The organism is Moorena producens PAL-8-15-08-1 (assembly GCF_001767235.1).
Lineage (GTDB): Bacteria > Cyanobacteriota > Cyanobacteriia > Cyanobacteriales > Coleofasciculaceae > Moorena > Moorena producens_A.
In genome coordinates, this window is the sequence record NZ_CP017599.1 from 8,440,772 (window position 1) to 8,454,499 (window position 13,728).

The following is a 13,728-nucleotide window of genomic DNA, read 5'->3' on the forward strand; positions in this document are numbered from 1 at the left end:
GGGGGAAATGGTGAGTGAAACAAATCAATGGTGGCAAGATGATAGAGAAGTGGCAGAACTGATATGGTGCTTGGCTCACTTAGATCGTATTGTTGCTCCTGCCTCCTCTCAAGACATCAAACCACTAGAGGATTTACACCATTCTGATCCGGAATCATCCACTGAAAATCTCTCAGAAGATTATCCAAAGAGTCCTCCCTCAGTAACAGAAAAAGTAGAACAAAAGATACCGATTAGGACTTATCCTAAACCGTCCGACCATGCCCCGACTTCCCCTGAAAAACCTGAATTATCCTCTAGTAATTACAGCTCTCCTATTCGTGTTCCTGATCCGTTTCCCTTACCCAAACCTAGGGAAATCAGTAAAGCACTGTTGCCTTTATCTAAGCGTGTTTCTGGACTGCTAGCCAATGAACTGCATATTGAGGCAACCGTTGAACAAACAGCCGAAGCCAATGGATTGCCAATGGTGGCATTTCGTTCTCCCCTAGAGCGATGGTTTGAGGTACATTTATTGATTGATTGCTCCCCTTCAATGGCATTTTGGGGAGATTTAGCAGAAGGGGTGGCAACGCTTTTTCGCTGGCAAGGGTTTTTCCGGGATGTACGGATTTGGCACTTCCAGACAACAGAACCTACGCCCCAATTGTTTTCAGGTGTTGACCGGATTGAACGGGATGTTCGTAGCCTGATCGCACCAGGACGACATCGACTCTTTATTGCCTTAACGGATACTTTGGGAAAAGCTTGGTATTCCGGTCAAGCCTTTAAGGTTTTAGCACAATTAGGAGAACAGCATCCTGTTAGTATTGCCCATCTTTTTCCTCAAACCCTATGGCAGCGAACAGCTCTAGATCAGGCAATTCAACGACCATTAATTGCTCGCCAGCCAGAGTCCCCTAACTCCATGTTACAAGTAGGAGCTAGGCTTCGTACAACGGCTAGGTTATATCAATTTCCAATTTTCAATTTATCCGTTAACCACTTTAGCACTTGGGCGAATTTTACCACCGGGAGTGGCAGCAATTCGATTCAAGGGGTTTTAATTAGACAGGATAAGCCCGAAACAGCCACAACTAATTCCAAATCAGTGGCGGAAACTACCGAAGGCGTTGCTGATTCTGGGTATGATTCCGCCCCCCTAGCCCCCCAATTCTGGGGGGAACAAAACTCTGAAAGTCCCCCAAAGTTGGGGGATTTAGGGGGCTTGACCAACCCCCTAGCCCCCCAGCGAGCAATCCCTCGCTGGGGGGAACAAAACTCTGAAAGTCCCCCAAAGTTGGGGGATTTAGGGGGCTTGACCAAAACCAGACGATCGCGCATTAATACTTCAATTCAGCAACGCCCTCCCGAACAGTTACTGAGAGGATTCTTGGCTAATGCTAGCCCCAAAGCCCGAAAACTTGCTGAAGTTCTGGCTGCTGTTCCCCTCATTCCTCCAGTCATGCGTTTGGCACAACAGTGGTTTTTACCCGATAGCGAACACTGGCATCTGGCAGAAGTTTTTTTTAGTGGTCTTCTCCAAAAGTCTTCCTTGGGGCCAGAACAGGCAACTGTTCCCGAAACTTGGTATGAATTTCGTCCGGGAATTCGGGAGTTACTGCTAGGAAATAGTCCAGTTCAACGCACCACTGAGATTTGGCGGGAAATTGGAGATTTCATAGAGCACCGTTATGGTAGTCTCCGGGATTTTCCAGCACTGATTCCCAACCCCGCCGGGTCTGTTCCAGGTTTTGCTGGGGATCGAGACCTCTATTTTGCTGAAGTTAAAGCAGCAGTTCTCACCACTTGGGGAGGAGAATACGCCAATTTAGCACAGGGAGTCAGGGCAAAAGTCGCAAAACGGAAACGGGAGAAAGATGAGATTGGTAAGGGATTAGAACCTTTTGATTTTGTTGCGGAAGTTCCCATCATTGTTTTTGAAGAGCAGCCAGACGAGGATGAAGAGAAATTACAACAGTGGACATTTCAAACCCCGACTGTTAACCGTCGCGGAGAAATTACCGAAACCACAACCTACACTGCTTCTTACTTCACCGAAACCCTAACCGATAATGTGGAACTGGAAATGGTGGCTATCCCTGGAGGAACCTTTACCATGGGTTCCCCTGAAAGCGAAAAAGATAGCTATGACGATGAAAGACCTCAACATGAGGTCACACTCCAACCCTTCTTTATGGGGAAATACCCTGTAACCCAAGCCCAATGGAAAGCGATCGCATCAATGACAGACTTGAAAGTAAAAATAGACTTAGATCCAGACCCCTCAGAGTTTAAAGGAGAGAACCGCCCGGTAGAAAACGTAAACTGGTATGAAGCAGTAGAGTTCTGTGACCGCCTTTCTAAGCTAACAGGAAGGGAGTATAGACTGCCTTCCGAAGCCCAATGGGAATATGCCTGTCGAGGTGTTAGAGAACCCCTTAACCTTGATAGTGGAGAATCCTACCCCCCATTCTACTTTGGAGAGACGATTACCGGAAAGTTAGCAAATTACGACGCCTCAAAAACCTATGGGAATGAACCAGAAGGAAAAGAAAGCCAGGAAACCACCCCTGTGGGTCAATTTCCTCGGAATCCCTTTGGGTTATATGATATGCACGGGAATGTTTGGGAATGGTGTTTAGATGATTGGCATGATAACTACGAAGGTGCGCCCACAGATGGCAGTGCTTGGATTGATAAGAATGAACAGGAAAATTTCAATGGTGAAAATAAGTCAGATTCAGCCACAAATGACGAAAATAATCCAAAATCGCCTCTGCGGGGCGGCTCCTGGGACAACTATCCTGATGACTGCCGTTCTGCGTTTCGCATCGACGTCATTAGGCGCGAGGTATACAACGGCGATGATGGTGTTCGTTTAGTGTGCGTGTCCGGGAGAACTGGATGAAGTCAGAAGTTTGAAGTTTGAAGTCAGAAGTTTGAAGTTTGAAGAATTATGCCAAAATTGGCAATAAAACGCCCAAAACAAACCTTTCGAGGCTACAGAGAATACATAAACGGCATTCCTCTCGAAATGGTCTTAATCCCTCATGGAACCTTCATAATGGGGGCACCAGAGAGTGAAGAAGGGAGTCGTGACAATGAAAGACCCCAACATCATGTCACTATTTCCTCCTTTTTAATGGGACGTTACCCGATTACTCAAGCTCAATGGAAAGCGATCGCATCTCGATCTGACCTTTTGGTCAATCAAGATTTAGATCCAGACCCCTCTTATTTTAAACAGCCCTATCAAGGGATAGATAGATGGCAAAGACCTGTTGAACGAGTCAATTGGTATGATGCAGTAGAGTTCTGTGACCGCCTTTCTAAGCTAACAGGAAAGGAATATAGACTACCTTCTGAAGCCCAATGGGAATATGCCTGTCGAGGGGTAACAGAACCTCTGAACCTGGAAGCTGGAGAATCCTATCCCCCATTCCACTTCGGAGAAACCATTACAACAGATTTGGCTAATTATCGCGGGACGGATAATAAAAACTTTGGATCGTCAGGATCTTATGGTAGAGGGCTAAAAGGAGAATACCGTGAGGAAACAACACCAGTAGCCTATTTTCAAGTCGTCAACTCTTTTGGACTCAGTGATATGCACGGGAACGTTTGGGAATGGTGCGCTGATGATTGGCATGATAACTACAAAGGTGCGCCCACAGATGGCAGTGCTTGGATTGATAGTAATGAAGCGGAAAATATCAATGGTGAAAATAAGTCATATTCAGCCAAAAATAAGGATAAAAAATCGTATTCAGTGCTGCGGGGCGGCTCCTGGGACATCAGTCCTATTTTCTGCCGTTCTGCGATTCGCAACAACGTCGGTAGGCGCGAGGGCCGCAACTACGTTTATGGTTTTCGTATAGTGTGCGTGTCCGGGAGAACTGGATGAAGTCAGAAGTTTGAAGTTTGAAGTTTGAAGAAATAATTTGAGTTATCAACAAGTTTCAATTCAGGATAGAACAAAAAAGTTTGCGGTTAGAATAGTCAAAGCTTGCGTTTGGTTAGAAGAATCTAAAGTTCCTAGAACCTTAGGGAATCAGTTATTAAGGTCAGGAACGTCTATCGGAGCGAATTGTAGTGAAGCTCAATCAGCCCAATCCCGGTAAGCATTCAGCTTAAGCGCTACGCGAACAGCTATTGGCCAAGCTACGGAAACAGCTTTTTAATAAAAGAAGCTGACGGCTGACGGCTGATGGCTGACGGCTGAATGCTTACGAATAGACTTCAAACTTCTGACTTCTGACTTCAAATCCAGATTTACTCCTGTTCATCATCATCCGGCAATTTTTCCATCTCCTGAGCAATAAGTGTTTGAAAGTCTTCTCCACAATGAACATTCAAATGAATTGTAGCAGCCAGCAATTCTGCCAGAATTTCCGCTTGTTGTCTAGCACTGATATGAGGTGACTGAAGCTGATAGATTAAAGCGGTAACCGTTTGGCATTCTGAGCCTAATTCTGTAATTAATGTTTTCAGAGTATTGCTAGTAATAGGAAGGGAGCGGTCGCGAATCTGCATAATTATTTCCCCAATCGTTTTAGTGCTTGCTGAATGCCCTTCTCAAAGGCACGAATCTCAGTTTCCCAATGCCTTATTAAACCTTGATCGGGAAAGTCCTTTTCATACTCTAGTTTAATCTTTTCTTGGTGTTCAGCAATGCGCTGATTCAAGCTACGAATTGCCTTTTTGTGGTTTTTCTTTCCCATAAAGTTTATAGATGCACCCACAGACTTGCACCAGTATCTTATGGGGCTGGTGTCCTCACCACCTTTATATTTTACCTACCCATACTTTTTATATTGTAGGGTGAATGAATAGGTAGATCTCATTTTTGCTGTTTGACCCAGTGGTGCGTTACGGGGCGCACTCTCCTAACCCTGGCTACAAGGGAGAAAATGAGGGCACCCCTAACGCACCCTACTGGACTGATTATCTGAATTTGATATTAGATATTGCACCAGTACAAAAAAAAATTAATAACTGACAGAGTCAAATATTATCACTATTCCCGATTCCCGATTCCCGATTCCCGATTCCCGATTCCCGATTCCCGATTCCCGATTCCCGATTCCCGATTCCCGATTCCCGATTCCCGATTCCCGATTCCCAATTCCCGTTACACACAAATAAAAAAGCGCCCCCCAAACGGAGAGCGCTTTTCTCAAACTCAGCCAATTAAGCCAAATTTAGATTAGCCGTTGATAACTGGAGCAGTTAAAGCAACAGGAGTAACTTCACCAGCAGCTAGATCTAGAGGGAAGTTGTGAGCGTTACGCTCGTGCATTACCTCGAAACCTAGGTTAGCGCGGTTTAGTACATCAGCCCAAGTGTTGATTACATGACCTTGAGAGTCAATAACACTTTGGTTGAAGTTGAAGCCATTTAGGTTGAACGCCATGGTGCTGATGCCCAGAGCGGTAAACCAGATGCCTACTACAGGCCAAGCACCCAAGAAGAAGTGCAAGGAACGGCTGTTGTTGAAGGACGCATATTGGAAGATCAAACGACCGAAGTAGCCGTGAGCTGCAACGATGTTGTAAGTTTCTTCCTCTTGTCCGAACTTGTAACCATAGTTCTGAGACTCGGTTTCGGTGGTCTCACGCACTAAGGAGGAGGTCACCAAAGAACCGTGCATAGCACTAAACAGTGAACCGCCGAATACGCCAGCTACACCCAGCATGTGGAAGGGGTGCATAAGGATGTTGTGCTCAGCTTGGAACACGAACATGAAGTTGAAGGTACCGCTGATTCCCAAAGGCATACCATCGGAGAAGGAACCTTGTCCAATGGGGTAGATTAGGAACACAGAAGTAGCAGCAGCCAAGGGAGCGCTGTAAGCAACGCAGATCCAAGGACGCATGCCTAGACGGTAGCTCAGCTCCCACTGACGACCCATGTAGGTGAAGATACCAACAAGGAAGTGGAAGATGATTAGCTGGTAAGGACCACCATTGTAGAGCCACTCATCTAAGGAAGCTGCTTCCCAGATTGGGTAGAAGTGCAAACCAATGGCGTTAGAAGAAGGAACAACAGCACCAGAGATGATGTTGTTGCCATAAATCAAGGAGCCAGCAACAGGCTCACGGATGCCATCGATGTCCACAGGAGGAGCAGCGATGAAGGCGATGATGAAGCAGATGGTAGCGGTTAGCAATGTGGGGATCATCAGTACACCGAACCAGCCTACATAAAGGCGGTTGTTGGTGGAAGTGATCCAATCGCAGAACCGGTCCCACACGTTAGCGTTACGCTGATTTAATGTGGTAGTCATGTTCGGATGATTGCGTTTATTAGATTATCTAGGTTCAGCAGGCTTGTTTTGCCTGTCTGTATTTATCCTAATACAATCCTGAAGATAAATACATTTTCGAGGTTTAATCGTAACTTTATTTAAAACTAGTTAACTCTACTTAATAAAACCTATGCGATCGCTTTCCTCAATGATTACTGATAGCTAACAAAATTGTAATGAATCAGAGGGATGAATCAGAGGGATGAATACTATGCTGAGCAAGGGTTAGGCCAGTATATTGCCAGCTTGGTGAATCCCTTTGAACCACTGCTATTTTAGCTTAACATTGCTTAACAAAATATGAGTAATTGCTTTTGTCAATCCTTACTGATATCTCGGACAATTTTGATTAATTCTAGGGATTAGTCCTAGCTTGGGGAGTGCCTAGCAAGGCTATGACAGGGTTATAAATCTGTCTGAATTGACTGCTATTTTAGCTTAACATTACTTAATAAAAAAAGTGCGATCGCTTTATTAACGCTTGGAATCCTAATCTTGCGTAGAACTGGCATCTTGCGTAGAACTGGCATCTTGCGTAGAACTGGCATCTTGCGTAGAACTGGCATCTTGCCAGTTTCCTCCTTATTTTCGAGCGGGCAGGATGCCCACTCTACTGCTATCCATTACTTGACTGACCCAACGCCAGAATTCTAGGGCGAGCCGTGCCTAGCAAAGCTATGACAAGCTTGATTATCTGTCTGATGCATGCCCACCGTAATACTTAAATTGCTAGCCCGGAAAATGAAACGGGCAAGATGCCCGTTCCACGAATATGCAGATTCCAGCAACATGACGGTGCCACTACGATGCCTGTTCCACCAAACTATTAAAATGATTTTTTGAAGCAGCTTGTCATCCAGTCAGTCTTGAGTCAGCACCATTCCACCTAAAGTCCAGTTTTGATATGGCCTTGTCCATGGCTAGATTCAAAAATTGGTCTACTGATGTATACAGCCATGACACACAGGAATTGCTCTGATCACCGATTTTCTGAAATCCTATCGCCATTGACAGCTCTTGATAACTGGGATGGATGGTCATGGCGTATAAATCCCAAAGGTTGGGAAAATCAGCTTTCATACCCACTAGGGTTTGCTGCACATCCTCCAGGAATCGACACACATTCTGGTGACTCATATAAGGAGTATCAATCATCCAACTCCTGACTAAGACCGAAGTACAATCGGGATTTCCGGGGATAGCCATTTTTAGGGGGTCGATAGTGGAGGTGGAACTCAAATAGAGGCTATTGCTAGCAGGAACAAAGAATTTTTCCTCAGACTCACTGGCGGTGGGATAGAGCATATAGAATCCAACGGCAGCAGAAGTATCACAGCGACGTAGCACTCGCATACTACTGGGATACTGATGTGCCCAGCTCCGTAGCAACTTGGTAATTTTGAAGGGGATATAATTGGTTGTATTACTCATCCAGTTGTAGTTGCGAGCCAAGAAATTCGCTACGATCACAGCATCAGTGCGGGGGTTAAAGCCATCAACTTGGAACTGTATGGGCTCAGCTAATGGGTTAGATGATGTTAAATGAGTAACAGGGCGAATTTTGATACAAATCGTATTGCCATCAAACAGTTTCTCAATTAATCCGAGATCCACTAGGATATCAATCATCATCCCAGCAGCGCGATCGCTTCCTCGGTCTTTGTTAGCATAAAAGAGTTCTGCCGCTTCTCGATGAGTACATGAGACAAACCCTTTCGGTATGGTCAATTGGCTCAAGGGTTTTCTTAAGCGACCATTCAAGTCCTGTTGCTTGAGGAGTAGATAAGCCCACAATCGCACGAAATACTCTGCCCGACAGCGAGTTAAACCAACCTGTCGTGGGTTGATCAGTTTATATATATAGTTGTCTTGTAACTCATCGGGAAACCACTCATCGATAAATGCTGGATTCATTGCTCATGGATCGTGTAATAGAGTGACAAAATTGTGGCAAGGTAGTTTCATGACTTGGCTTAGCTAGCCCATTCACGATTTCTACACATTGCCGTGATCTAATGGTATTTATTGAAAGATATATATAGACCAACACCCCTAAACAGTAGAATTTCGGATTTTTACTCCACAAAACTAATAAAAAACCAATAATTGTCGGAAAACTTCACCTTCCTTCCGGTCCCTTCACCCGGCTACCCTTGATTGCAAACAAATGCAACGAACTTGGGAAATCTGTAGCTTGCTCATTGTAGCTACAGGAGTTCGCCTATAAAAATGACTGTATCAGTAAGCCAGAACGAGTTACTCAATTCAGCCATCGTTGTATAGAGTTTTTGGGTAATTCGGAGATTTATGGGTATTGAAGGAGATTCAACATGTATAGCTTACAGTCCCAGATTAACCAGCAAGTTAAAGGTTTCGTTCAGCTCAGTAATTCAGAAAATAAGTCTCAGGTTGCTAGTTTACAATCGAAGAACTCTCAAATCCTTCTACAAGCTATTCTTGAAGGATTTGTTGACGGTGTCTTGATTCTGACTTCTCAAGGAAAGTGGGTTCATGCTAATGAACGTGGGAGTCGCATTTGTCGTCAACTCTGTCAAGATAAGTCACAAATGAGTTCTATACCTGAGTCAATTTGGCGAGTGTGCGAAGCGTTAATTGATAGTCGCGATTGGTTTTCTGGGCAAAAAATGATTATTGAGTCGGAAATCCAAACGGAGAATTCCCTAACATTTCGAGTTAGGGTAAGATGGTTAGTCTTGGATAATCAAGCACAGCCCTATCTGTTAGTAACTCTAGAAAATCGCCATCATTCTAGCTACAATGCTGCTATTACTGATGCGAAAAAATATGGATTGACTAACCGGGAAGCAGAAGTTTGGTTGCTTAAGAAAGATAAACTGTCTTACAAAGAAATTGCAGCTCGGCTTTATATTACTACCAATACTGTTAAGAAGCATATGAAAAATATTTATGCGAAACAACAGTCATTAATTAGCTAATAGGGAACAGGGAGTAGGGAGTAGGGAGTAGGGAGTAGGGAGTAGGGAACAGGGAACAGGGAACAGGGAACAGGGAACAGGGAACAGCGATGCAGCGCGGTCTTGGGAAGGCAGCGCCGCCAAAGGGGGTCTCCCCGGAGACGAAACCTGATTACGTTGAGCCTTTATGGTTGGTAGGCTATGCAAAAAAGGGGTAAAACTTATTGATTAGCGTGATTTGCGCGGTCTTGGGGGTTTCCCCCATGAGCGACTGCATCAAGACAAGGCTCAACTGTCTTACGGTAACTTCTAACCATGAGCGACTGCCGTGGTTTCCCCCATGAGCGACTGCATCAAGACGGGAACAGGGAATAAAGCATTCAGCTATCAGCTATCAGCTATCAGCTAATGCGCACAATACTTGAGGTGCTTATGCGCTACAGATGGTGCTACAGATGGTGCTATCACCCCAAGGCCAACTGACCGCTGACCGCTGACCGCTGACCGCTGACCGCTTAATGCTTAAGGTGTTACTGAAGCATTAACAATTATCATAGGACTCTTTTGACGGATGTTTTTTGCTATGGACGTTTTTGATTCCCAATCTGATTCCCACATTGTTACCTACAGCCCTGCTTACACTTTGGTACCGACTTACGAATGCTTTAATCGGTGTAGCTACTGCAATTTTCGGGCTGAACCGGGTAGCAGTCCTTGGTTGAATTTGGAGGATGCTGAAAATCAGTTAAGGTTGCTTCAGTCTCAGGGTGTTTGTGAAATTCTGATTCTTAGTGGTGAGGTTCATCCTAGGTCTTCACGGCGCAAGGCTTGGTTTCAACGAATTTATGATTTGTGTGACCTGGCTTTATCTCTGGGATTTTTGCCCCATACTAATGTTGGACCCTTGAGTTGGGAGGAGATGGCGGCACTCAAGCAGGTGAATGTGTCTATGGGGTTGATGTTGGAACAATTGACACCGGAGTTGCTCAAAACGGTTCACTGCTATGCTCCGAGTAAGATACCACAGGTGCGACTACAACAGTTGCAATGGGCGGGAGAATTGGGGATTCCCTTTACAACTGGTTTGTTGTTTGGCATTGGTGAAACTGAGCAGGATTGGTGGGAAAGTTTAAATGCGATCGCACAAATTCATGATGAGTATGGTCATATCCAAGAGGTGATCCTGCAACCTTACAGTGAGGGCACCACAGAAATGTTTCATAGTCAGTCTTTCGGTCTTCATCAGCTGCTAAAAGTGATTCGGAAGGCGCGTGAGATTTTGCCCAAAGATATTACTATCCAAATTCCTCCCAATTTAGTTGATACTGTTGGGGAATTGCCTCAACGGTCTTCTGCTCTATTAGCGTGTTTGGAAGCTGGCGCACGGGATTTAGGCGGAATTAGTCCCAAGGATGAGGTGAATCCCGATTATCCTCATCCCCATAGTTATCGATTGCGACACGTGATTGAACCAGCTGGATGGAAGTTAGTAGCGCGTTTACCAGTTTATCCTAAGTATGACAGTTGGTTACCTCCGAAATTGCGACAAGTGGTTGAGAGATGGCGGATTAGTTATAGTTAATTAAATTTAGTTAAATGATAATAGCTAATTTATAGACGTCTTGTCCTAACACAAGCTGGAACAGCGATTGCGATAATTTCGTCTGATCAGAGGTGAAAAGATTGACTGATAAGCCTGATGTTAAACAGGAAGTGTGCTCAACAAGTACGTAGCAACTATGTTCTCAGACTTCTCTGGCAAAAATCTTCGAGGTCGCTCCTTCAAGGGTCAAAACCTTACAGGAGCAAACTTTAACCACGCTAACCTTCGAGGTGTAGACTTCAGCAATGCTATTTTGAAAGGAGCGACCTTTAGCCATGCTAGGAGTGGACTACGGTATTACTGGGTCATTCTTTTACTAGGATTTTCATTACTTCTGTCAGTATTATCAAGTCACATTTTCTGCCAAACTGGTCATATTTCCCTAAAATTTCTGGAATCAGAATCCCCTATTCTTCAGAGTGCGATCGCATCAGCACTGTTATTAATCTTTAGCATCATTATTATCCGGCGGGGATTTGCCCTGGCGTTAGTGCTCGTGGTTATAGCTGTAGCTGATATTAGCCTGGAAGCTAACATCACCCGTGTTGCTATAGCCGTAGCTGGAGTTGAGACATTAATGTTAGCTATCGCTGTAGCAATTGGCACAACTATCGCTATCGCCCATGGTGGAATTATACCAGGAATTTTAGTAGTAGCTGGAGCTATCATCGCCAATATAGATATCCATGGAGAAGAAGCTTTAGCTGGTAATATTGTAGAAGCTGCTCATTTTTCCTGGGGTTTGGCTGTGACATTCCTAGGGGCTTATGTGGCTAAGCAAGCCTTGGCTGAAGACCCAAAATTTGCTTTTATTCGCTTAATCGCGATTACCTTACCGGCTAAACTAGGCACAAGTTTTGGCCATGCTAACTTAACCGATGCTGATTTCACCAAAGCTAGCCTCAAAAGTACAGATTTCAGAAATGCTAACCTCACTCGCACTAACTTTCATCTAGCCACAAACCTTGACCTAGCTAGGGTTAGCAATACTATTTTAATTGACCGAGAGGTTCGGGATTTAGTTGTGACTCACCGAGGTGCTAATCAATCCTATCGGGGACGTAATCTCAAAGGAGCAAACCTAGCAGGTGCAGACCTCAGTGATGCTGACTTAACCGAAGCAGATGTGAGTGAAGCCACCTTTGAAGGGGCTTGGTTAGAACGAGTTAACCTGACTAAAACCCAAGCCTTAACCACTAATTTTAAGTATTCACAGCTAACCGGAGCTTGTTTAGAAGCTTGGAATATTGATAGCACGACTCAACTAGATGGTGCTATCTGTGACTATGTTTATCTGCTCAACCATCAGAGAGAACGCCGTCCTAGTAGTGGGGAGTTTGGGACCGGGGATTTTACTAAACTGTTTCAAGAAGTTTTAAATACCGTTGATTTAATCTTCCGCAATGGAATTGATTGGAAAGCGTTCGCTTCTTCGTGGCAAAAAATACAAATCGAAAATGAAGGGAGTGAGCTCGCTATCCGCAGTATTGAAAATAAAGGAGATGGCTGTGTTATTGTCAGAGTAGATATACCGGCTGATGCTAATAAAGCTGAAATTCATAGTAATTTTATTCAACATTATGAATTGGCTCTGAAAGCTTTAGAAGAAAAGTATCGAGCTGAGCTAAACAGTAAAGATGATCAAATTACTCGCTATCAGGAGGATCAAGCCTATTTCAAAGAATTATTGACTCAACTGTTAGCTAGCCGACCGGTTAATCTGAACGATACTCAGAAAGAAGCAACGTCAAAATCCGTAAACAGCAAGTTAGTTATTCTAAAAGTTGGTCAAGGTAAGCTCACACAAGGGTTTCCGATTACGCTTCAGATTGGAGCAGAGGGAAGTTTCCCATCAGTAGAATGCACGGGGGGTTTGCCCTCAGCTCCGGAAATTATCCAATCCTATGGCAAATGGCAATCACTCTACCGCAGAGGGATGAAAACTGGTCTACGGCTAGAAGTGATAGAAACAAAAATTACTAATTTCAGCAGAAAAGAGTTTTTTGAAGCATGTCATGATTCAGCGGAAAACTTGAAAGAAGACCTGAATCGTTGGTTAAAATCTGAGTCGTTTCGCTCGATTAGAGAACAACTCCTAGAAAAGCTAAGCACTTCTGATTTAATTCGGGTTATTATCCAAACCGAAGACAGTAATCTGAGGCATTTACCTTGGCATCTCTGGGATTTTTTCGAGCGCTATCCTAAATCGGAATTTGCTTTGAGTACTCCCACTTATGAACGTATCGAAAAATATACGTCTACTAAGGCGAAGGTAAACGTATTAGCAATTCTGGGGGATAGCACTGGGATTGATATTCATAAAGACCGGATTTTATTAGAGCAATTACCTGATGCAGAAGTCAGCTTTTTAGTAGAACCAAATCGACAGGATATCAATGACCAACTCTGGGCGCAACCCTGGGATATTCTATTTTTTGCTGGTCATAGTTGTAGTCATGCTCAGGATGAAATTGGACAAATTTTTATTAATAAAACCGATAGTTTGACCATTCCTCAATTAAAGCATGGTCTGAAAAAAGCGATCGCTCAGGGCTTAAATCTAGCAATATTTAACTCTTGTGATGGGTTAAGTTTAGCCGTGAATCTCGCTGATTTACACATCCCCCAAATGATTGTGATGCGGGAGCCTGTGCCAGATCAAGTAGCCCAAGCATTTCTGAAAAACTTCCTGGCTGCGTTTGCTAGTGGTAAGCCATTCTATTATTCAGTCCGAGAAGCTAGGGAAAAGCTCCAAGGTCTAGAAGATGAATGTCCTTGCGCTACTTGGTTACCTGTGATTTGCCAAAACCCAGCAGAAATTCCAGGAACTTGGCAAGATTTTCTTTAATTGGTATTTTTTTTACACTAGCTTGATTTTAATAACATGATATAATAGTAAA

At 44.1% G+C, this 13,728-nt stretch carries 13 protein-coding genes; 7 read left to right on the forward strand and 6 right to left on the reverse strand.

Annotated features, from left to right (window positions below):
- The first annotated feature begins 7 nt into the window (after positions 1 to 7).
- From BJP34_RS48035 to BJP34_RS37830, 3 genes are read left to right on the forward strand one after another with little or no spacing between them, the layout of a single operon-like run.
- A complete protein-coding gene (locus tag BJP34_RS48035) occupies positions 8 to 2,890 on the forward strand; it encodes a formylglycine-generating enzyme family protein (RefSeq protein WP_229424109.1) in 2,883 nt (960 codons plus the stop codon).
- 48 nt (positions 2,891 to 2,938) lie between these two features.
- Positions 2,939 to 3,886, forward strand: a complete 948-nt coding sequence (locus BJP34_RS30910; protein WP_070395650.1) for a formylglycine-generating enzyme family protein — start codon at positions 2,939 to 2,941, stop codon at positions 3,884 to 3,886.
- A gap of 37 nt (positions 3,887 to 3,923) precedes the next feature.
- Positions 3,924 to 4,103 (forward strand): four helix bundle protein, encoded by a 180-nt coding sequence (locus tag BJP34_RS37830; protein WP_083305430.1) that lies wholly within the window; start codon positions 3,924 to 3,926, stop codon positions 4,101 to 4,103.
- Positions 4,104 to 4,254: 151 nt separating this feature from the next.
- Here the strand turns inward: BJP34_RS37830 and BJP34_RS30915 are convergent, their stop codons facing one another.
- Positions 4,255 to 4,515: a hypothetical protein gene (locus BJP34_RS30915; RefSeq protein ID WP_070395651.1), complete on the reverse strand. Its 261-nt coding sequence runs from the start codon at positions 4,513 to 4,515 to the stop codon at positions 4,255 to 4,257.
- A 2-nt stretch (positions 4,516 to 4,517) separates the two neighbouring features.
- Positions 4,518 to 4,724 (reverse strand): DUF29 domain-containing protein, encoded by a 207-nt coding sequence (locus BJP34_RS30920; protein ID WP_229414547.1) that lies wholly within the window; start codon positions 4,722 to 4,724, stop codon positions 4,518 to 4,520.
- 225 nt (positions 4,725 to 4,949) lie between these two features.
- Between BJP34_RS30920 and BJP34_RS44855 the strand changes: the two genes are divergently transcribed.
- Positions 4,950 to 5,192 carry a hypothetical protein gene (locus BJP34_RS44855; RefSeq protein WP_158517557.1) on the forward strand — a complete coding sequence of 81 codons (243 nt, stop codon included), beginning with the start codon at positions 4,950 to 4,952 and terminating at the stop codon, positions 5,190 to 5,192.
- On the opposite strand, the gene psbA is transcribed toward BJP34_RS44855, so the two are convergent.
- The 3 genes from psbA to BJP34_RS30930 all read right to left on the reverse strand — a co-directional run bounded on the left by psbA (position 5,189) and on the right by BJP34_RS30930 (position 8,203).
- Complete coding sequence (gene psbA, locus BJP34_RS30925; protein ID WP_070395652.1) at positions 5,189 to 6,268, reverse strand: photosystem II q(b) protein; 1,080 nt, start codon at positions 6,266 to 6,268, stop codon at positions 5,189 to 5,191. The two genes, BJP34_RS44855 and psbA, sit on opposite strands and share 4 nt — an antisense overlap.
- Before the next feature lie 449 nt (positions 6,269 to 6,717).
- Positions 6,718 to 6,855: a hypothetical protein gene (locus BJP34_RS44860; RefSeq protein WP_158517558.1), complete on the reverse strand. Its 138-nt coding sequence runs from the start codon at positions 6,853 to 6,855 to the stop codon at positions 6,718 to 6,720.
- Between the two features lie 286 nt (positions 6,856 to 7,141).
- Entirely contained in the window at positions 7,142 to 8,203 is a 1,062-nt protein-coding gene (locus tag BJP34_RS30930) for a hypothetical protein (protein ID WP_070395653.1), read from the reverse strand.
- 416 nt (positions 8,204 to 8,619) lie between these two features.
- Here BJP34_RS30930 and BJP34_RS30935 point away from each other — a divergent pair, with 416 nt between their 5' ends.
- Positions 8,620 to 9,246 carry a helix-turn-helix transcriptional regulator gene (locus BJP34_RS30935; protein ID WP_070395654.1) on the forward strand — a complete coding sequence of 209 codons (627 nt, stop codon included), beginning with the start codon at positions 8,620 to 8,622 and terminating at the stop codon, positions 9,244 to 9,246.
- Here BJP34_RS30935 and BJP34_RS49675 read toward each other — a convergent pair.
- The gene (locus BJP34_RS49675; protein WP_267876414.1) at positions 9,235 to 9,369 is read right to left on the reverse strand and encodes a hypothetical protein; all 135 of its coding nucleotides are present in this window, start codon (positions 9,367 to 9,369) and stop codon (positions 9,235 to 9,237) included. The genes BJP34_RS30935 and BJP34_RS49675 overlap by 12 nt on opposite strands.
- 427 nt (positions 9,370 to 9,796) lie before the next feature.
- Here BJP34_RS49675 and cofG point away from each other — a divergent pair, with 427 nt between their 5' ends.
- On the forward strand, positions 9,797 to 10,807 hold the full coding sequence (gene cofG, locus BJP34_RS30940) for a 7,8-didemethyl-8-hydroxy-5-deazariboflavin synthase subunit CofG (RefSeq protein WP_229424110.1): 1,011 nt from the start codon (positions 9,797 to 9,799) through the stop codon (positions 10,805 to 10,807).
- A 157-nt stretch (positions 10,808 to 10,964) separates the two neighbouring features.
- Positions 10,965 to 13,676 (forward strand): pentapeptide repeat-containing protein, encoded by a 2,712-nt coding sequence (locus BJP34_RS30945; RefSeq protein ID WP_070395655.1) that lies wholly within the window; start codon positions 10,965 to 10,967, stop codon positions 13,674 to 13,676.
- Positions 13,677 to 13,728 lie beyond the last annotated feature (52 nt).